Raw genomic sequence first — 19,950 nt, forward strand, 5'->3', positions numbered from 1 at the left:
GCTGTATGCATTAAAATGTTTTAACCGAAAGTACCTCCTTGTTGACCAGCTGCCGGATCCCGTGATTTCCTTCGGCAAAAAACTGACGCAGGTTTTTGTTCATAATATTGGCATGATGGTCTTCCACTTCGAAAGTCGCGCCTGCAATGTGCGGCGTGGCGAGTACGTGCGGGTGATGGATCAGTTTGTAGTCCAGCTCGTCGGGTGGTTCGTGGTCAAAAACGTCGAGGATCGCCCCGCGGATAAGGTCATTTTCAATCGCATTCAGTAATGCTATTCTGTCCACCACCACAGCGCGGGCGGTATTGACGAATATCGAATCCTTTTTCATGAGACTAATCAGACTTTCTCCGATCATCCCCTCCGTTTCCTTGTTGACCGGCAGGTGAATGGAAACCACGTCGCTCGTACGGAACAGTTCGGGCAGGTCGACCTTCTTGTAAGTCTCTTCTTCGGAGGTATAAAACGGATCATAGTATTGAATATCAGCTGGAAAATGACGGAGCAGATTGGCTATCGTTTGCCCAACCGCCCCGAAACCAACCATTCCGATCGTCTTGCCGGCAATCTCGTTTCCCTTAAATTGAAGGTAGGAAGTATGCGCGCCAGCCTCCCAATTCTCACCTTCCAGCCACGCAATTGCCGGCAAGGTATTCCGCATCAGATTGACCAGATTGGCGATAAACATTTCGGCCACTGCCTGCGCATTGCGGGCCGGCGTGTGGAATACCGGAATCTGAAAGCTGGTCGCGGTAGCAATCGCTACATTCGAAGGCGTGCCGCGGCAAACTCCTATAAACGCCAGATCGGAACAGGTTTCGATCACCTGTTCGGTCACTTCGTCGTGCTCGGTGACCAGCGCTTCTGCATTGGTTTCTTTGAGTAAGGAGATCAGCTCCTGCTCGTTGTAGGCGCGTCCCTGTGTTTTCCAGGGTTTATAAATAATCTCCCCAAACTGCTTTTCCAGCGCGTCAAGGGCTTTTTGATGATAAGGTGCAGTGACTAAGACTTTCATATTGTCGGTTTTAGCATTTGAATATAATAGTAAACAAAAGGGTCAGGAACGGACGGGACCGGTGCTGGTAACAGAAAGGATATGGTCCTGCGGCAAGGTGATGAACCTGGTTAAAATGGCGCTGATAAAGTAGAGTACCGCCAATATCCAGACCACGCCTTCACTACCGATGGTACCGATGAAAACGCCCACGATAGCCGGCCCGATGAAAACAGGTAAGCCCGCTCCCAGATTTAAAATCGCCATCGCAGCCCCTTTTTCTTCTTTAACCAAAGAAGGAACCAATGCGGAAAGCGGCACATATCCTGCCAATAAACCGCCCCAGAGCACGCCGCTGCCCATTACGAGCCAGAAACTGCCGTCGAACCAGACGGGTGAATAGTAAAACAATAGCGTAGTGATCCCGCAGCCAACCCCACCAAACCACATGATCGTATTGCGCCAGCCTAGCCTGTCGCCGACAAAGCCGAATATCAGGTTGAAAATAATATTGCTCGTGAAAATGGTACCCCAGATCTGCAACCATTCTTTGGTTGAAAAACCGTGTTCAGCAAGGTATATGGGCAGAAAAACGGGGAATGCAAATTGGGCGGTGGTATTGATTATACGTACAATGCCGCCGATCAAAACCTTCGGCTCTTCCTGGACGATCGTGAGACCTTTCAGCAATTCTTTTGCTTTTGTAGATGTACTGTCCAGTAGAGAAGGCGATTTAAACTGATCTTTATTTAAAACCAATGCGAAAAATGCACCCACCGAAACCCAGAAAATAGACGTCCAGAGCGTGTTTTGATACCCCAAATTGTCAATGCCCCAGCTGGAATAATACGCGCCCAGCACATTCAGACCGCCTGTGAACACAAACCAAAACCAACCCACCGCGCGACCAAGCTGGTGCTGCGGGGTACGGTAAGTGATCCAAACCAGAAATGAATACGCAAAAAGTGGATAACCAAAGCCGCGTATCGCGTAAGTGAATAGCATGATCGGGAAGTTGAGCTGCTGCATACCCAGTCCGACGAAGCCGATCGTGCCGATCACATACAGCAAAATGCCAAGCAGCATCGCTTTTCTGGGGCCGTAACCTTCGGCGAGGACGCCGGAAAACCACGAAGAAATGGCGATGGTTACGCCATAAACGGTGAAGAGCAACGCCGATTGCTGAATGCTCATGCCGTGTTCGAGCAGATAGGGGCTGAGCCAGCCTTGCTCTACGCCGTCTCCCATCATAAAGATGAGGATGCCAAAATACCCCCAGGCAAGGTGTTTGGGCATGCCGGCTTTGTCTGCCAGTGAAGTCATTTTGTAAAAGTGTTAAGGGTTAGGAAATTAAGGGATAGGAATAGTGAAAGTCGATACTTGTAATATAAGAGGTTTTGTTAGGAATGATCTGTGTGAAACTTGACATAAACAAAGCTAATTAAACAATATGAAACAAATTAAAAGAAAATTAAAGTAATTTTAAGCGACTTATCAGCTTATGAAAACGATCACAGAAAGGCACCAGCTCATTTTACAGGAGTTAAAAAAAACAGGCATTGTAAATATTCTCGAACTATCGGACCTGATGCAGGTTTCGGGGGTGACGATCCGGAAGGATTTGAAAATCCTGGAAGATAAAGGATTGCTGTACCGGACGCACGGTGGCGGCTCGCTGCATAATCCCTACGCGATTGAAAGGCCGATCAATGAGAAGCAGTTTATCAATGCAGAGGAAAAGCAGCGGATCGGGAAGGCTGCGGCGGAACTGATCCTGCAAAATGATTCGATCATGATCGGTTCGGGTACCACCGTTTTTGAGCTGGCGCGCAGCCTTTATCCCGCCAAACAGATCACCGTGATCACGCCGGCTTTGAAGGTCGCATTGGAGCTGAGTAACCGGCCGAACGTGGAGGTATTGCAGCTCGGCGGGCTGATCAGGCAGAATTCTTCGTCGGTCGCTGGTTTTTACGCTGAATATATTCTGGCCAATATCTCTTGCGGAATCCTGTTTATCGGGGTTGACGGGATCGATCCGGATTTCGGCTTGTCGATCAGTAACCTGACTGAGGCGGGGCTGAACCAGAAAATGATCAGTACTGCGCAAAGTGTTGTGGTACTGGCAGACCACACGAAATTTGGGAAACGTGGCATTGCCAAAATCTGCGAATTGGATCAGGTCCACTATATTGTTACCGATCAGGAGACGAGTTCGGATATTGTAAAAAGTCTGGAAGAGCGTGGGATCAAGGTGATTATCGCCTGACAGCTGGCTCAGGATAAATAAGGATAGTGCGTCCGGTAGTGATATTTAGCATTGCATTGACTTCTAGTTGCAAATCATCCACGATATCCGACAGCTATGCATATTGACAGAAAAACTTTCCTGAAAGAACTATCCCTGTTGACCGGCGTTTCAATGCTGGCCAGAAATGTTTCGGCTGCCGAGCTGCTGGCGGCGAAACTTGAAATGAAGCTGGGTTTGGTGACTTATTTGTGGGGAAAGGACTGGGACGTGCCTACGATCATCAAAAATTGCACGGATACCAAAATTCACGGTGTAGAACTGCGGGTGGAGCACGCGCATAACGTAATGCCCGAGCTGAGTGCGGCGGGCAGGGTAGAAGTGAAGAAGCGATTTGCAGACAGCCCGGTCAAGATTGTGGGACTTGGCACCAACCAGCAATACGATTATCCCGACCAGGCTAAACTGAAAGCTTCGATCGAGCGGACGAAAGAGTTTATTAAGCTCAGCGCGGATATCGGCGCGTCGGGTGTGAAAGTGAAGCCGAATGCATTGCATAAGGAAGTACCTGCGGAGAAAACTTTGGAGCAGATCGGCAAATCACTGCATGAACTGGCTGGATATGCGGCTGATATGGGCCAGCAACTCCGGCTGGAAGTGCACGGCGAAGAAACCCAGGAGCTGCCGAATACCAAAAAGATCATGGAATACGCCAGCCACCCCAATGCGAAGATCTGCTGGAATTGCAACCCGCAGGATTTGAATGGCGCGGGTTTTCAATCCAATTTTGATCTGGTGAAACAGTATTTCGGCGATACGCTACACGTGCGCGAGCTGGACAGAACGGATTATCCATATAAAGAGCTGATTGCCAACCTGATCAAAATGAATTACAAAGGCTGGGTATTGCTAGAATGCCACACGAACCCGGCAGACAAAGTAAAATCCATGCATGAGCAGCGGGCTGTTTTCGACAGAATGGTCATTTAAAAAGGAAACAGATTAAAGTGTCGCTTTAACGAAAGCTATTTGTATCGAAAGAAAACTATCGTAATGAAAAAAAGCATTTTCCTGCTGCTACTGGTCTTCGTCTGCCTCGGTGCAGCACCCAAGAAAACTACCTGGGTCGCAATCGGCGATTCGATCACCTATCTGAATGATCACAAAGACGAAACCGGCGACCGGGTTACGAAAGGTTATTTGAGTCTGATCACTGAGAAATACCCTGATATCGAATATATTAACAAAGGATACAACGGCTGGACATCGACCAACATCGCCGAGAAGATCGAGTCGCTGGAACTGGTGGAAGCAGATGTTTACACCGTTTTTCTGGGTACGAATGATTGGTGGCAGGGAAAGCAGATCGGGACGATTGCCGATTACGAAAATCAGAACGGTGCTTCTACCGTGTACGGTGCATTTCGGGTGATTACCAACAAGTTGAAAGCGTTAAACAAGAACGCTCAGATCATCCTGATCACGCCGATGCAGCGGGGAGATTTTGTTTATATTAATAACCCTAAAAACAACGCGCACGGATCCTACAAGCCAAAACGTGACCAAACGCTTGAACAGGTGGCAAATGCGATCCTGGAAATTGGTCTGCTGGAAAAAATTCCGGTTGTAGACCTGTACCACGAAAGCGGCATTAACCTCGATAATATGGTTAATTTCAAAAGGCTAAAAAACCCGGAAAATGGCGAGTACGTGAATTACACTTATCCCGATTACACCAATATCCCATTTGACCCCGAAAAGGACGAATATCCCTATCCCGCCGAAGCGACCAATATGACCTACGACGGGCTTCATCCCTCAGATAAAGGCTACGAAATAATCGCTAATATGCTGACAGACAAATGGAAAGGTCTTAATTAGTGAACTGTTTCAGGCTGCCGAGGAGGTTGTACATGGCGGTATTGATCCCGTCGTTGTCAGCTTTCAGCAATTTCAGTTCTTCTTCCAGTTCGGCGCGTTTTTTTCTGTTGTTTTCTGCCTTGATCAGTACTTCCTGCGAAGATATAGTCTCGTTTTCCTTGGCGCTGATACGCTCCGGGCTGTGCACCGGGGATACACCGTCGAGCGTGGTAATATGCGCGTCATATTTGTTGTCCGAAACAGTGATGGTCAGATCGAACCTTGCGTAGGCGAAGCGCGCGTGAATAAGCGGTACGTAGCTGGTAATGCGCAATATGCCTGCCTTCGGATCTTCAAAAGTGACGGCATTCTGATAGTTGCCAAACGTTTTGCCCACCCAATCCTGCGTTTTTTTGAAAAGCTCGTCTTTCGAAAGATTGGGTTGTCCCGAATCTGAATAATGAATCTGTTTGTCAGCGTCTAACGGAAGATAACCGTCCTGAGCGAATACGTGACCGAAGGAAAAAAGGATCAGAAGGGAAGCGAGATATTTCAAAGTGTTATGCGTTGATTAGTGGGTAAAGATAAGTGAAAAGGCAAACTATCGGCTTTCAAGTGTTTTTAGTTTCAAAAGATCATTTGTTTCGTTACTTTTAAACTACACTAAAATCGACAGGTTATGAGGTACTTAAAAACATTTGCACTTGCATTAACAGTTGTATCGCTCGCATCATTTACAGTTCTTCATCACGGCTGGGCCGATTACGATCAAACCAAACCTGCTGATTTCAAGACTAAAATTGAAGAAGCGGTATACGAAAATCCGCACGTACTCGCGAAGGTTAAATACAAAAAAGATGTGATCACCGTATTTCTAGCCCCTACCAGCCGCATGACCGATCGCGGACTCACGGCTGATATGATCACGAAAGGTAGTGATGTAAGATTGGTCGCTTACCCGCACAAAACGGAGAAAAATGAAATGCGCGCAGAACGCATTTTTGTGGACGGGAAAAAATTTGAGCTGCGCTAGTGGAATTACTCGAGTGGCTTGAAAAATCTTCCTGGGCTGTCGGTATCCGGCAATCTTTGTATCTATACCCGGTATTGGAAATCATCCATATACTGGGTATAGTTATGTTGGTCGGCGCCGCTTTTCTTTTCGATCTTCGTCTCTTGGGATTTTCCAAAAACTTGCCGGTTGCCGGTCTTGCAAAGCATTTGTTACCCTGGTCTCAACGCGGCTTGATCCTCATTATTCCTTCCGGACTGCTGCTTTTCATCACCAATGCACAAACGCTGGGCACGGATTTCACTTTTTGGTTAAAGATCGCACTGATCGCAGTTGGCGCATTAAATGCGTGGGTATTTCACAAATTTATCTACAAAATACCCGGAGTTACCCGCGAAGAAATCGAGCTTCCAGGTTCTTCCAAACTGTCTGCATTGATTTCGATTTCTGTCTGGATTGCGGTGGTTGCCTGCGGGAGGCTGCTGGCATATTGATCGTTTTTTGGAATTGATCGATCTCTTTCGGAATATTGCTGAATAGGTTCACAGAAACCTAACTACTCTACATACTCCTCTATTGACTCTTAAAATTGCGAAGCAACAAGCTGCGTCCCGCTATGCGCAGATAGATATGTTGAAAGGATTCGGCATTATCTGTGTGGTAGTAGCGCATGTGATAGTCCTGGATCAAGACTTTGATAGTCTCACCGTGAGGCTGATCTACATGTTTCACATGCCCTTGTTTTTCTTTCTATCAGGCTATTTGTCTTCACTCCGGATTAATTACTGGCAGTTTTTTATAGAAAAATCCGCCCAATTCCTTATTCCGTATTTCATTTATTTACTTACTATTTTTTTCATAGTCAGATTCACCGGGACTTCCAATCAGGGTATGAGCCGGCTGGTATTAGGCGGTGGCTATCTGACAGGCTATCTGGGCGTATTCTGGTTTGTTCCCTGCCTGTTTCTTACGCAGCAGTTTTGTAATCTCATCCTGACGAAATTTAACACTTCCGGCATTGTGCTGATAGGCATTATTTGCCTTTTGATCAGTTATGTAAATGACTGGTATTTTGACGAAATGATATTTCCGTATGGCGTCAATGTAGTGCTGGCAGCTGTGCCTGTTTATTGTTTTGGTAATCTGTACCGCAAGTTCGGCACTGAGTGGAACCAGATGCTTATTGTGATAATTGCGGTTGCAGGTATATGTCTGACAGTTTACGGATTTCCTAACTACTATAATATGAAAGTAGCTTTTTATGGGATTCCATTTGTTACGTTCCTGAGCGGCTTAGCCATCATTGCCGCATTGTTATTCTTCGTTTTCAAGTTTCCTTCGTCCGCGCTCTTGTCTGCATTTGGCAAAGCTTCGCTGGTCATCATGTACCTGCATCAGGGATTGCAAATTGCATTGCGGGACCACGGATATGCGGATCCTAACTTGCGTATTGCAGTCGCACTTTTACTTCCTATTCTCTTTTATCTGGCTGCAAATCAATGGAGTATAAGCCGGGCTTTATTGCTCGGATCGCTTTCGGATCAAAAAAGTTTTTTGGGTAAAATTTACAAGCCGGTCTCTATAAAGCGTGATAAAGAGCAAGTAGGAATGTAGTATTTGACTGGGTCCAATTTCGTTTGGGCTAATCACTACAAAATCAGCTCCACCAGCATATCGTACCGCACATCATGCAATGTGCCTGAGAGCCAGTCTCTTACAATGTATTTGAAGAATAACATCGGCGGTTCGTGCTGACTTACAGCATTCTGGAAATATTCAACGGCAATTTCAGTATCACCCAAAGTTGCGTGTACAATCCCCATATCGTAGTTTGATACTACCTGCGTTTTGCTCAATGCATTCATTTGGGTCAATATATCGCGTGCGCTTTCGTGCTCGCCGGAAAGTCCGAACAATGCGCCGCAGGCACTTAATGTAATGCCGTTATAATTTATTTCGAGTGCCGTTTCGAGTGCTTCCTGAGCGGCGGGGTAGTCTTTTAATGTGATCAGATTGGCGCCTGTGATCATGTGCCCGCCCCAGAAATTCGGTTCCAGCGCCGTTAGTTTTCTTCCTTGCGCAATCGCACTCTCGAAGTTGGCGGATAGCCAGTAAACATATCCTGCATAGAAGTTATTGATCAGCGAGAACGGTTCCAGTTCAAGTGCCGTCGCGATTTCTTTTTCGGCCATGGAAGCGTGGCCCAGCAAACCCCAGTACAATGCAAATTGTACGTGCAGCTCGGCGGTGTTCCAGTTCAGGTCGGTTGCTTTTTTGAATGCATTTGCCGCACTGCCAAAATCCCATTCATACAGCATTTGCATTCGAGCCAATGCAATGTAGCTTTCGGCAATTTCATCGTCGAGCGCAAGTGCCTGCGCCGTGGCTTCTTTCATTAAAGGTAATGCTTTTGCCGCCGGCATGTGACGGTAAAACCACATATTCAGGTAGCAGGAGGCGATTCCGGCGTAAGCGATCGCATAAGTTGGGTCGAGCTCGATAGCCGATTCGAAGTAGCCGATTGCTTTGTGGTACTCGTCGCCTCCGGCAAATTTATTATGGTAAAACCGCCCGCGCAGGTAAAGCTGGTAAGCGTCTTTATTGTTAGTATATCTCTTAAAAGTAACCGCAGGCTCTTCACCAAGCAGCTCCACTTTGATCGCGCCCAAAATAGCCAATGCAATTTCATCCTGAATATCAAAAATATCGTCGAGCTCCCGGTCGTATTGCTCCGACCAGATCACCGATCCGCCCGCTGCGTTCACCAACTGCGCATTGATCAGCAACTGGTTACCATTGCTTGCCACACTACCTTTCAGAATGTGTCTTACATTTAACTGCTCACTAATTGAATGCAAATCCTCGTTGCTGCCTTTGAAAGTAAAAGAAGAAGCGCGCCCTGCTACCTGCAAACCGGGGACGCGACTCAGTACATTGATAATCTCTTCGGTGATCCCGTCACTGAAATATTCCTCTTCGGGATCGTTGCTGAGGTTGGCAAATGGCAATACGGCGATGGATGGTTGCATGGTCACTGGTAAGCGCTGAATTTCTGTTCAATTATGCCAATATAGGCAATTTTCGAATGTTTTCTGGCGAAGGTTGCATGCAATGGAGTTACTTACCTGGCTCTAATTTGTTAAATGGAAGGTTATTCTATTGCGGAACCAAGGCAGAATTTTGACAGTTGTTAAAGGAAATACTGTTGACACTTTAAAACAAATAACCTGCATTTAATATGAAAATTGAACCAGTATATACCGCAAAAGCAACAGCAACAGGCGGCCGCAATGGAAAAGTAAAGTCAGAAAATGGCGTGCTCGATATTGATGTGCGGGTACCAAAAGAAATGGGCGGTCCGTCGGGCGAGTACCTCAATCCTGAAATGCTTTTCGCCGGAGGTTATGCGGCTTGTTTTGACAGTGCATTGAGCCTGATCATGCGCCAGGAAAAAATTACGGGCGTAACTACTTCGGTGACTGCGGCTGTGAGTATTGGTAAAATTGAAAATGGCGGGTTTGGACTGTCGGTGGTGCTGGAAATTGAAGCACCGGGACTTGAAAAAGAGCAAACAGAAGAGCTCGTTAAAAAAGCACATCAGGTTTGTCCATATTCCAATGCGACCCGCGGCAACGTGGAGGTTGAGCTGATTGTGAAGTAAGTATTTCAGCTTGAAGGCATTAATCCGAAAGACAGAAAAGACGTTCATTACTAGCCAAAAAGCCAAATTAGCGTTACCTTTGCGCCATAATTCGATACCATGATCTACTTTTTTGCAGACAAACAGAACACTGTTTTTGCGGTCCAGATAGAGCGAACGCTAACAGAATCAGATACTTCCAAATTAAGCTGGCTTTTTGGCGGCGCAGAACTCCGGGATGAACAAACCATCACGGAGTTTTTTGTTGGTCCGCGTGCCGCGATGATTACGCCTTGGAGCACCAATGCGGTGGAGATCACCCAGAATATGGACATTCAAGGCATTATCCGTATTGAGGAATTCAAGAAAGTCGACGCTGACTTTTCGGGTTTTGATCCAATGCTTTCGCAGAAATACAGCGAGCTGAATCAGGAGCTTTACACGATCAACATCGCGCCGGAGCCTATCAAAGAAGTGGAGGATATTGCTGCTTATAACAAGCAGGAGGGACTTTCGCTAAGCGATGAAGAAGTTGGGTATTTAAATAACCTGGCCGAAAAGCTCGATCGCAAACTGACGGATTCCGAAGTTTTCGGTTTTTCTCAGGTTAACTCCGAGCATTGCCGCCACAAGATTTTCAATGGTGTGTTTGTGATCGATGGCGAGGAGCAGCCGGTTTCTTTGTTCAAATTGATCCGCAAAACTTCTGAGGCGAATCCTAATTCGATCGTTTCGGCATATAAAGATAACGTAGCGTTTCTGGAAGGTCCGGTTGTTAGGCAATTTGCTCCAAAACGGCCCGATGTTCCTGAATTTTACGAGATAAAGCATTTTAAATCAGTTATTTCTCTCAAAGCGGAAACGCATAATTTTCCTACGACGGTTGAGCCTTTCAACGGCGCTGCTACTGGTTCGGGTGGTGAAATTCGCGACAGGCTGGCGGGCGGACAAGGTTCACTTCCTTTGGCGGGAACTGCGGTTTACATGACTGCATTGTCGCGTCTGGAAGAAGGCCGACCTTGGGAAAATGGCGTTGAGGAGCGTCAATGGTTGTACCAAACACCCATGGATATCCTGATCAAAGCTTCAAACGGAGCGACTGATTTTGGAAATAAATTCGGTCAGCCGCTGATCGCAGGTTCGGTTCTGACATTTGAACACGAAGAACAAGGCCGCAAGCTGGGTTACGATAAAGTGATCATGCAGGCGGGCGGTATTGGTTACGGAAAAGCGGACCAGGCGAAAAAGTCGACTCCCGAAGTGGGCGATCAGATTGTGGTCATGGGCGGTGAAAACTACCGGATCGGAATGGGCGGCGCGGCGGTTTCTTCTGCTGATACCGGCGCATTTGGCTCAGGTATCGAACTCAATGCGATCCAGCGTTCCAATCCTGAAATGCAAAAACGTGTTGCCAATGCAGTGCGCGGCATGGTGGAAAGTGATAATAATACCATTGTTTCCATTCACGACCACGGCGCAGGCGGGCATTTGAACTGTCTTTCCGAGCTGGTGGAAGAAACGGGTGGAAACATAGATCTGGACAAATTACCTGTCGGCGATCCTACGCTTTCTGCCAAGGAAATAATCGGTAACGAATCCCAGGAAAGAATGGGACTCGTGATCAGTAAAGAAAACCTTGAAACGCTGAAACGCATTGCTGACCGCGAGCGGGCGCCTTTGTACCAGGTGGGCGAGGTGACGGGTTCTCACAGGTTTACATTTGAATCGGCCAAAACGGGCGCGAAACCAATGGACCTGAAAATGGAGGATATGTTTGGCAGTTCGCCAAAAACAGTCATGGCCGACAAATCCATTGAAAGAAAATACGAGCCGGTAACTTACGAGATCGGCAAGCTGCATGAATATCTGGAACAAACGCTGCAACTGGAAGCGGTTGCGAGCAAAGACTGGCTTACGAATAAGGTAGACCGTTGCGTGGGCGGCCACGTGGCCAAGCAACAATGCGCCGGTCCGCTGCAATTGCCCTTGAATAATGTGGGCGTGATGGCGCTCGATTTTCAGGGTAAAGACGGAATCGCGACTTCAATCGGTCACGCGCCACTTTCTGCATTGATAGACCCGGCAGCGGGTAGTCGCAATGCGATTGCGGAGGCACTTTCCAATATCGTTTGGGCTCCATTGAAGGATAATCTGACTAGCGTTTCGCTTTCGGCAAACTGGATGTGGGCTTGTAAAAATGAAGGCGAGGATGCACGTTTATACAAGGCCGTGAAAGCCTGTTCGGAATTTGCCATCAGTCTGGGAATCAACATTCCGACGGGCAAAGATTCGCTTTCGATGAAGCAGAAATACAAAGATGCCGAGGTAATTGCGCCGGGTACTGTGATTATTTCGGCTGCGGGACATTGTGACGATATTACTGCGGTGGTTGAGCCGGTGTTGAAGAAAAGCGGCGGCTCGATTTACTATATCAACTTATCAGGCGATACTTACAAACTGGGCGGCTCCTCTTTTGCACAGATATTAAATAAAATCGGCGATGCTACGCCGGATATTCAGAGTGCAGATCAGTTTAAGAATGCATTCAATACCATTCAGCAATTGATCAAGGAAGGAAAAATCCAGGCGGGCCACGATATCGGCAGCGGCGGATTGATTACGACCTTGCTTGAAATGTGTTTCGCAGATCGCGACCTGGGCGCTTCGATTGACCTTTCCGGTTTGGGCGATCAGAATATCATTGAAAAGCTTTTTGCAGAAAATATAGGTATTGTTTTCCAGGCTGAGGAAAGTGTGGAAAATGCTCTTGAAGCAAATGGAGTTACTTTTCATAAAATCGGAAATGTAAATCTGGCTTCCACTTTGACTATCAAAGACGCAGCCGGCAAATGGGATTTTGATATTGATCAATTGCGGGATGTTTGGTTCAAAACTTCGTATTTGCTGGATATCAAACAAAGCGGCCCAAAACTGGCGAAAGAGCGTTTCGACAACTACAAACACCACGTACTACGCTACAAATTCCCTGCGCAGTTTGATGGGAAAAAACCTGTTATTGACGAATCAAAACCTCGTCCCAAAGCAGCGGTACTGCGCGAAAAAGGAAGTAACTCCGAACGCGAATTGGCCAATGCAATGTACCTGGCGGGTTTTGATGTAAAGGATGTTCACATGACCGACCTGATTTCTGGTCGGGAAACTTTGGAGGATATTCAATTTATCGGCGCAGTAGGAGGGTTTTCAAACTCTGACGTACTCGGTTCTGCCAAAGGCTGGGCTGGTGCTTTCCTTTTTAATGACAAAGCGAGAGTGGCACTGGAAAACTTCTTCAAGCGTGAGGATACGTTGTCGGTGGGAGTTTGTAACGGTTGTCAGCTTTTTGTAGAGCTTGGCCTGATCAATATGGGTCACGATGTGAAGCCGAAAATGCTCCACAATGCAAGCGGCAAGCACGAAAGTATCTTCACTTCGCTGACGATCCAGCCTAACAAATCGGTGATGCTATCGTCTCTGGCAGGTTCAACTTTGGGCGTTTGGGTTTCCCACGGAGAAGGTCGCTTCGACTTCCCGTATACCGAAGACCGTTACAGCATTGTAGCCAAATACGGTTACGAAACTTATCCAGCTTGTCCAAACGGTTCCGGCTTCAACACCGCCATGCTCTGCGACGAAACTGGTCGACACCTGGTTATGATGCCACACATCGAAAGATCACTTTTCCAATGGCATTGGGCGAATTATCCAGAGGGCAGGAAAGATGAGGTTAGCCCTTGGATTGAGGCTTTTGTGAATGCGCGGGAGTGGGTTGAGGGGTCTGGACTATGATTTTTTTGATGGGCTATGAGGACTATGATTTTTTGATTGGCTTTCTTTCTTTTATGTTGCCGCTGACTTTTGGTTAGCGGCAATTTTTTTGTTTGATTTGCTGCTATCAATAATTACACACTATGATCAACGAACTTTACAAACATTCGGATTTGACAGGCAGGATTATCGGTTGTGCGATGGAAGTGCATCGGTACCTTGGGAATGGATTTCAGGAAGTTGTCTACCAGCGCGCACTTTCAATAGAGCTTGAAATGAATGGAATTAAGTTTGAGCGCGAAATGGAAATGCCGTTGAGCTATAAAGGCTTCTCCATAGGCAAGCGGCGAGTGGACTTTTTCGTTGAAAAGACGATCATGCTCGAAATCAAAGCAGTCAAAGAATTAGAAGACGTTCACCTCGCCCAAGCGATCAACTACCTTGAAGCATACAAAACAGAAATCGGACTCTTAATCAATTTCGGAAACACCAGTCTCCAATTCAAAAGAGTAATGAAACCTAAGCCGAAACGATAATCACTAAGCAAGAAGTACGGCTCAGAGCACCTGCAAAAAAATCACAGTCCATCACAGCGCATCAAAAATCATAGTTTAGACTTCACATACACCTCCCGAATCTCGCGATCAATCCCCAGACTGTCAATCTTCTCAAAGCCAGTTTGAACGAGGGTATCTCCGTTAATGCGGAGTTTGAAATGGAACTGGTGATTTTCCCATTCACGATAATTACAGTATTGCAGATTCTCGGTATAATCATCACCTTTTAAAGTGTAAGTACCCGCACCAGCGTCGAAAATGGCGGTATCGCCTTTGCCCTGGCGGGTATCGTGCTTCATGAAGCTGAAATGTGTGTCCGTAATTTGCTTAATCATTTCCTGGTCTTTGACGGGAAAGGTCTTTTTAGTATCTCCTTTTTCGATGATCTGGCTGGAATGTAGGTGCCAGGTGCCGACAATGCTTTGTTCCTTGGGTTGATCAGGGATTTCTGTTTTTGAGGTGCATTGGGTTGCGAATGCGAGGAGTAAGAGGACTGCGGGTTTGAGAGTCATTTCTTTTTTGAGGTAAAGGTTGTTTAGTGTTAAAAGGATGTCTGTGATTCCCTCTACCTGTGGAATGTAGTTGATACTCGAATTTATAGCGGAGAATATACACTTTACTGATTGCTCTTGCTTTTGATATATTTTTCAGAAATTCGACCTAGACACAAAAACAACCTAGCGCATACTATGACAAAGCAAGATGCAATTCAGATGTTTGAAGAGAAGAAAGTAAGAACTGTGTGGGATGATCAACAGGAGAAATGGTTTTTCTCAATAATCGACGTAATAGAGATTCTGACTGATACTGATAGGCCTAGAAAGTACTGGAATGACTTGAAAGTGAAGTTAAAGAAGAACGGTAGTGAGCTGTCCGATTTTATCGGACAGCTGAAAATGAAGTCTTCCGACGGGAAGTATTATAAAACGGATGTCGCTGATACAGAGCAGCTTTTTAGATTAGTTCAATCCATCCCCTCGCCGAAAGCAGAACCTTTTAAACTATGGCTGGCGCAAATAGCTTCGGAGAGGCTGGACGAGATGCATGATCCGGAATTGACAATTGATCGCGCATTAGAACAATACCTGAAATTAGGTTATTCTGAAAGTTGGATCAATCAGCGACTAAAAAGCATTGAAATCCGGAAGGAGTTAACCGACGAGTGGAGAAGTCGTGGCTTGAAAGAGGGAATGCATTTCGCTGTGCTAACGGACATCATTACAAAAACCTGGGCCGGAAAAACAGCGAAAGAGTACAAGATGCTCAAAGGTCTCAAAAAGGAAAATCTGAGAGATAACATGACAAATACAGAATTGATCCTAAACATGTTAGCGGAAGCATCTACAAAGGATATTTCGCAAGCGGTCAATCCTGAAAGCTTTGAGCACAGTAAAAAAGTCGCAAAACAAGGAGGCAATGTTGCGAAAGTGGCGTTGGACGAATTGGAAGCGCAGACTGGTAAAAGGGTTGTAACTGCAGCAAATTCGAAGACAGTATTAAGCGGAAATTTATCAAATCAAGACCCTAACGTTATTGATCCGAAATCGATAACGTAGCAGCTTTTTGTTATCGCGTTGAGTCTAAATTTATCAATTACACAATAAGCCGGATCTAACAACGCTTTAGGAGAATGAAGAGAGAAGAAGGGATGTCACTTTATACACTGGTATTGATGCCGAACGATAGGATTATTGGGTGTGTGAAGAATTTCAAAGAGCGGTCTAGAGAAATTCTTGACAAGCGTTATGGGAGTGAGAACTCCCTGGCTCATATAACTTTGTTTGCATTTTTCGCGTATGACAAAGACTATCCGGCGATACTGAGAGAGTTTAAACGAATTTTGGCCGGTGCCAGACCATTTAGAGTTCAATTTGATGGTTTTAGCAGCTTCAAAGAAAGTGAATTTTGTACTTTTTTTGTCCGGTTAACGAGCGACGCTGAGAAAACAGCCATCGGAATTAGTAGTTTCCTGGAAACAAACTTCGATAAGAGATTAAGGAAGGATAAAACTGCTGACTGGAAAAAAATACATCGGCTGCATATGACCGTCGTTAGAAATGTTGCTGTCGCCGACGTTGTAAAATGTGAGGATGCCTTCAAAGAAGAAACTTTTAACGATTTTTTCAATTGCAGTTCACTAGCCTTGCGTAAGTTGAATCTCGCCAAAGGGCAATATGATATTTTGGATTCAATTCCTCTTCTAGGGAACGAGTATATAGTTGGCCAGCAAACTAAAATGTTTGATATCTTGTAGCTAATTGTCTTTACATCTTACTCACCTGCCCACCCGCACAAGCTTCCGCACTGTATAACTCTCGTTAACCTTCAACCTGCAAAACAGAATTTCGCCTGAAGTATCAGGTAGCTCTGTTACTTCATATTCCCACTTACCTTTTGCGTGCGGGTTGTTTACCACTGTTTTCAAGATTTTGCCGTGAGTATCAATAACCTCTAATCTCACGTGGCTGTTTTCTTCGGGTACGTCAAACGCAATAGTAAAACTGGAAGTAAATGGATTTGGGTAGGCGGTTAGTTCAAAGCCAGGCAGTTCCGGTTCTTTGTCATTTTCAATTTCATAGCCTTCCCGCTGACTTTCGTACTTTCCGACGTTAAGTGCAGCTGATATGTGCCAGTTACCGGTCACGTCTTTCATGTGACATTTGATACCAAGGTGTTTCCCGTCGGCAATGTACACACTTGCGTTTCCTCCCGGCACGCCGGGTGAATTCATACTGGTAGAATTCCAGACATATTGAACTCCCCCGCCGGGAGCAGTAAGTGTTCTTAATTCTCCATTTTTTGAATAGGTTAATTGCGGCACCCAGCTTGCGGCGATGGGATTAATCAAGGCTCCAATGCTTGCAAACCATTTATTCGCAAGCCAGGTAAGTCCTTTGATTGAACCCGGACCTTCGTAAAAGTGAGTGGTATCTCCCCGGTATCTATTCACACCAACGATGTTGGTCATAGCGCCTGAACTTCCTATAACGTAATCTGTATCCGGACCACTCAGGTTTGGGACACCTGGTGCTGCATTGGCCTGACCTGTTCTGACCGTTCCGTTCAGAGGTCCCCACTTACTGATGGATGCCTTTGAAATATACCAGGTGAGGTTAGGTGCCCCGAAGTCAGCACGCGACTTTGCAATTACCGCCTGTAATTTGGTCTGGTAGTCCGCGGCGCTCGTTGCTTTGTAAATCGGATTGACGTTCAAATCTGCATCGGCCTCGCCTTGGTGCCAAAGTACGGCTCGCACCCCGAATAGCGAGCCGTAAGAGTTTAATGCGTTTTTCAGCGTGGTGTAAGGCAAGCCGTAGTAGTCAGTTGGATTTATCGACGCTCCCGCTACATAACCCAAACACACCTGTGCTCCGGTATAAGGATGTTTTGCCTCAACACCGTCCGCGCCTTGTTTCCATTCAGTTATGCTTGATCCTGCAGTAGATGCGTTAAAAAAGGCCACCGGCGTTCCTCCCGTTGCATTGGAAATTAGCTTGCCCAATGTCGCATAAGCCCAGATGCCATTGCCTGACGGCCCTAGTCTGCCATGCCGTTTTGCTTCATCAGGCGTATTCAATGAGAACATGCCGTTAAATGCCCCGCCGGGAATATGTCTGGAGCAAGTATAATCGTGAAAAGTACCAACAATCCATTCTGGAATACCGGCGCTCGTGGGAAGCGGGTAGGCATCATCCACAATTCCCTGTGCATTGGATTGACCTGCAATGAAAAATACGTCCCCTATTCCAAATTTGGCGGACGCATAGGGGATGCCATTTAGAAGAATTTCACATAAATACCACCCTTTGTTGACTGTCAATGTTGTATAATACATTCCATTCGCAGCGAGGCTCAGGTTTGTTGCAGGCCCTGCGGCTCCAACGACGCCTGTGGCACTAACAGCTCGAATCCTGTAACTCATTGTGACAGCGAGGGTATTATGAATTAGCTGACCGGCAATAGTGGCTGTGGCGCTGTTAAGTGTACTTCTCTGGATTACGGAATTATTGATCGGATAGGATAATGTTACAGTTTGTGCATGGCCAATATTTGTCAAGAGGCAGGCGCATACGACTATCCACTTTATGAAACTGTTCATCGTAGAAAGATAAATTTGCTGAAAATAAGTTATAGAGCTGTTTTTAGATGCCGTTTGCCTTCACAAAACCGGCAATGTCGATCAACGGGATCTTGGCGCCATAATGCTTATTCAGCGCTTTGATCACTTCATTTGAAATAATGGCCTGTCCAAGCGGTGTAGGATAGATTCCATCTGACGAGAAGAAATTACCGTACGGACTTCCGTCTACCAAAACTCCGTCATCGGTTTTGTAACCTCCCTGATGAATGCGTTGATAAAGGTCAAATAGATCAACCACAGCGAGGTCTTTCTCCGCCGCGTAATCCCTGATTTTCTGATTATAATATAGTGCAGGATCAGATTGATGACTCTCAGTAGCATCGATAACCTCGATGTCAGTTAGATTAGCCGAAAAGGTGCCGCCGGCAAATCTTTTGCAAAGGTTATGGAGCCGGGCTGTTGGGATCAGCGAAAACGGCATCGTAAAATTGATCACCCCGTCCGCCACACCTTCGCGATCAAAAGTGATGTATGCGTTTTGAAATTTTTTCATCGAATACCATTCCATATAGGGCAAATCCTGATACCGTGGAATTGTAAAAATGACGCCCTTTTTACCATGTAAAACATAATTGATTGAATAATCAGTAATCCTTCCAGAGTTCATTATCGAGCCGTTAAAAGCTAAGTCAAATCCTCCGATTTGACGTGTTCTTCTAATTCCGCGCATCCACCGATCAAAGAATTCTTCGATAACTATGAAATTATACGGTAAATCTGTCGGTACATGCCCTTCGAATCGCGATGCAAGCAGTGTGGATAATGCGCAATTTTCGCAGCCCCAGCCGGGAACAAACCATTCCGTGCTTCCCCAGTAGAGCCCGTAATTTGAGATCTTACCCTGGTACTTGGGCATAGTCGCCGGCTTGCCTGGCAACACAGAGATCACATTGTTTGTAACCCTGTCCCACTGCGGATATCCGTCTGTCGTATTACGGTATACGTAATAGCCTGTTCCATTGAAATGCTCCTTCTCGAACAGCGGCATTGCGAAGTTCTTGATACCCATTTGATGCGCGAGCAAGTTTGTGTAGTTTGTTTGCTGGCTTTCCCTAGTGATGCCTCCGTTCATAACACCGGCTGTGAGCCCGCCGCCGAATGCGACCATTTCCATCTCCTGTCCTGGTTTGAGAATGCGCCCGAAATCGGCTGTCGGAAGTGGAGCAGCCAGCCAATCTTCTATTTTGAGTGCAGGCTGCTTTTGTAGATTTTCATGGATCATCTCCGGATACTGCCCCATTGGGTGAATGCCCATAAACGGGCCGGCCGTCTTTGCGGAGTCTTCGGCAGTGGGAATATAAATGGGCTCAACGGGTTTGGGATCAGGCCAGCTGTTGGTGGGCTTGTTGCAGGCAACGAGGGCGAAAACAAATAACAACTTCTTCATTTTTAATTTGTTTAAAGTGAATAAGTAAACACTGACTGACTGTTCTGCCTATGAGGGATGCAGGTATTCTAGAAGCTGTACCAGGCGGCGTGTGGTTCCAACTATTAGTTTGACAAGTATGCTGCAATACTAGCACTTAAGAGGACCATTAATTTTACGATCTAACCGCTGACGAGCCAGCGGCAGGTTTGGTTTATTGACCGGTGTGAAGAGCTAAGTTTTTCTTTTCAGAAAACTTATTAAACGGTTCGTGACAATGAAGTTGGTGAAGAAGATTTTTGCTTGTGCTATTGCCATTACCCTCAGTTTCTGGCACGGCACAATTGGTTAGAATGAAGTAAAATCCAAT

Annotated in this window: 18 protein-coding genes; 11 read left to right on the forward strand and 7 right to left on the reverse strand. The window is 46.2% G+C overall.

The genetic code is table 11. The features are described 5' to 3' along the window. Positions 1 to 10: 10 nt before the first annotated feature. Both KOD92_RS06320 and KOD92_RS06325 read right to left on the reverse strand, forming a co-directional pair. Entirely contained in the window at positions 11 to 1,015 is a 1,005-nt protein-coding gene (locus tag KOD92_RS06320; protein WP_215232710.1) for a 2-hydroxyacid dehydrogenase, read from the reverse strand. Positions 1,016 to 1,057: 42 nt separating this feature from the next. After that, entirely contained in the window at positions 1,058 to 2,317 is a 1,260-nt protein-coding gene (locus tag KOD92_RS06325; RefSeq protein WP_215232711.1) for an MFS transporter, read from the reverse strand. Positions 2,318 to 2,495: 178 nt separating this feature from the next. On the opposite strand from KOD92_RS06325, the gene KOD92_RS06330 reads away from it, so the two are divergent. From KOD92_RS06330 to KOD92_RS06340, 3 genes are all read left to right on the forward strand, one after another. Beyond that, positions 2,496 to 3,260: a DeoR/GlpR family DNA-binding transcription regulator gene (locus tag KOD92_RS06330; protein ID WP_215232712.1), complete on the forward strand. Its 765-nt coding sequence runs from the start codon at positions 2,496 to 2,498 to the stop codon at positions 3,258 to 3,260. Positions 3,261 to 3,356: 96 nt separating this feature from the next. Next, positions 3,357 to 4,229 (forward strand): sugar phosphate isomerase/epimerase family protein, encoded by an 873-nt coding sequence (locus tag KOD92_RS06335; protein ID WP_215232713.1) that lies wholly within the window; start codon positions 3,357 to 3,359, stop codon positions 4,227 to 4,229. Between the two features lie 63 nt (positions 4,230 to 4,292). After that, positions 4,293 to 5,120, forward strand: a complete 828-nt coding sequence (locus KOD92_RS06340; protein ID WP_215232714.1) for an SGNH/GDSL hydrolase family protein — start codon at positions 4,293 to 4,295, stop codon at positions 5,118 to 5,120. Here the strand turns inward: KOD92_RS06340 and KOD92_RS06345 are convergent. Continuing rightward, complete coding sequence (locus KOD92_RS06345) at positions 5,113 to 5,655, reverse strand: DUF4468 domain-containing protein (protein WP_215232715.1); 543 nt, start codon at positions 5,653 to 5,655, stop codon at positions 5,113 to 5,115. The genes KOD92_RS06340 and KOD92_RS06345 overlap by 8 nt on opposite strands. 123 nt (positions 5,656 to 5,778) lie before the next feature. On the opposite strand from KOD92_RS06345, the gene KOD92_RS06350 reads away from it, so the two are divergent. From KOD92_RS06350 to KOD92_RS06360, 3 genes are all read left to right on the forward strand, one after another. After that, on the forward strand, positions 5,779 to 6,132 hold the full coding sequence (locus KOD92_RS06350; protein WP_215232716.1) for a DUF6152 family protein: 354 nt from the start codon (positions 5,779 to 5,781) through the stop codon (positions 6,130 to 6,132). Further along, positions 6,132 to 6,605: a DUF6644 family protein gene (locus tag KOD92_RS06355; RefSeq protein WP_215232717.1), complete on the forward strand. Its 474-nt coding sequence runs from the start codon at positions 6,132 to 6,134 to the stop codon at positions 6,603 to 6,605. Before KOD92_RS06350 ends, KOD92_RS06355 begins: the two co-directional genes overlap by 1 nt. Before the next feature lie 82 nt (positions 6,606 to 6,687). Next, complete coding sequence (locus KOD92_RS06360) at positions 6,688 to 7,725, forward strand: acyltransferase family protein (RefSeq protein WP_215232718.1); 1,038 nt, start codon at positions 6,688 to 6,690, stop codon at positions 7,723 to 7,725. Between the two features lie 35 nt (positions 7,726 to 7,760). On the opposite strand, the gene KOD92_RS06365 is transcribed toward KOD92_RS06360, so the two are convergent. Next, positions 7,761 to 9,140, reverse strand: coding sequence for an AraC family transcriptional regulator (locus tag KOD92_RS06365; RefSeq protein ID WP_215232719.1), 1,380 nt, complete (start codon positions 9,138 to 9,140; stop codon positions 7,761 to 7,763). Between the two features lie 209 nt (positions 9,141 to 9,349). On the opposite strand from KOD92_RS06365, the gene KOD92_RS06370 reads away from it, so the two are divergent. The 3 genes from KOD92_RS06370 (at position 9,350) to KOD92_RS06380 (ending at position 14,052) form a co-directional block, all read left to right on the forward strand. Beyond that, on the forward strand, positions 9,350 to 9,772 hold the full coding sequence (locus KOD92_RS06370) for an organic hydroperoxide resistance protein (RefSeq protein ID WP_215232720.1): 423 nt from the start codon (positions 9,350 to 9,352) through the stop codon (positions 9,770 to 9,772). A 99-nt stretch (positions 9,773 to 9,871) separates the two neighbouring features. After that, the gene (purL, locus tag KOD92_RS06375; protein WP_215232721.1) at positions 9,872 to 13,537 is read left to right on the forward strand and encodes a phosphoribosylformylglycinamidine synthase; all 3,666 of its coding nucleotides are present in this window, start codon (positions 9,872 to 9,874) and stop codon (positions 13,535 to 13,537) included. A gap of 122 nt (positions 13,538 to 13,659) precedes the next feature. Beyond that, a complete protein-coding gene (locus KOD92_RS06380) occupies positions 13,660 to 14,052 on the forward strand; it encodes a GxxExxY protein (protein WP_215232722.1) in 393 nt (130 codons plus the stop codon). 68 nt (positions 14,053 to 14,120) lie between these two features. Here KOD92_RS06380 and KOD92_RS06385 read toward each other — a convergent pair whose 3' ends face one another. Beyond that, positions 14,121 to 14,585 carry a lipocalin-like domain-containing protein gene (locus tag KOD92_RS06385; RefSeq protein WP_215232723.1) on the reverse strand — a complete coding sequence of 155 codons (465 nt, stop codon included), beginning with the start codon at positions 14,583 to 14,585 and terminating at the stop codon, positions 14,121 to 14,123. A 177-nt stretch (positions 14,586 to 14,762) separates the two neighbouring features. Here KOD92_RS06385 and KOD92_RS06390 point away from each other — a divergent pair, with 177 nt between their 5' ends. Beyond that, positions 14,763 to 15,629 (forward strand): BRO-N domain-containing protein, encoded by an 867-nt coding sequence (locus KOD92_RS06390; RefSeq protein WP_215232724.1) that lies wholly within the window; start codon positions 14,763 to 14,765, stop codon positions 15,627 to 15,629. A 74-nt stretch (positions 15,630 to 15,703) separates the two neighbouring features. Further along, positions 15,704 to 16,327: a 2'-5' RNA ligase family protein gene (locus KOD92_RS06395; protein WP_215232725.1), complete on the forward strand. Its 624-nt coding sequence runs from the start codon at positions 15,704 to 15,706 to the stop codon at positions 16,325 to 16,327. 21 nt (positions 16,328 to 16,348) lie between these two features. Here KOD92_RS06395 and KOD92_RS06400 read toward each other — a convergent pair whose 3' ends face one another. Together KOD92_RS06400 and KOD92_RS06405 are read right to left on the reverse strand one after the other, a co-directional pair. Beyond that, positions 16,349 to 17,995 (reverse strand): sialate O-acetylesterase, encoded by a 1,647-nt coding sequence (locus KOD92_RS06400; RefSeq protein WP_229254567.1) that lies wholly within the window; start codon positions 17,993 to 17,995, stop codon positions 16,349 to 16,351. A 220-nt stretch (positions 17,996 to 18,215) separates the two neighbouring features. Further along, complete coding sequence (locus KOD92_RS06405; protein ID WP_215232727.1) at positions 18,216 to 19,601, reverse strand: SGNH/GDSL hydrolase family protein; 1,386 nt, start codon at positions 19,599 to 19,601, stop codon at positions 18,216 to 18,218. Positions 19,602 to 19,950 lie beyond the last annotated feature (349 nt).

The organism is Dyadobacter linearis (assembly GCF_907165045.1).
In the GTDB taxonomy this organism is placed as follows: Bacteria; Bacteroidota; Bacteroidia; order Cytophagales; family Spirosomataceae; genus Dyadobacter; species Dyadobacter linearis.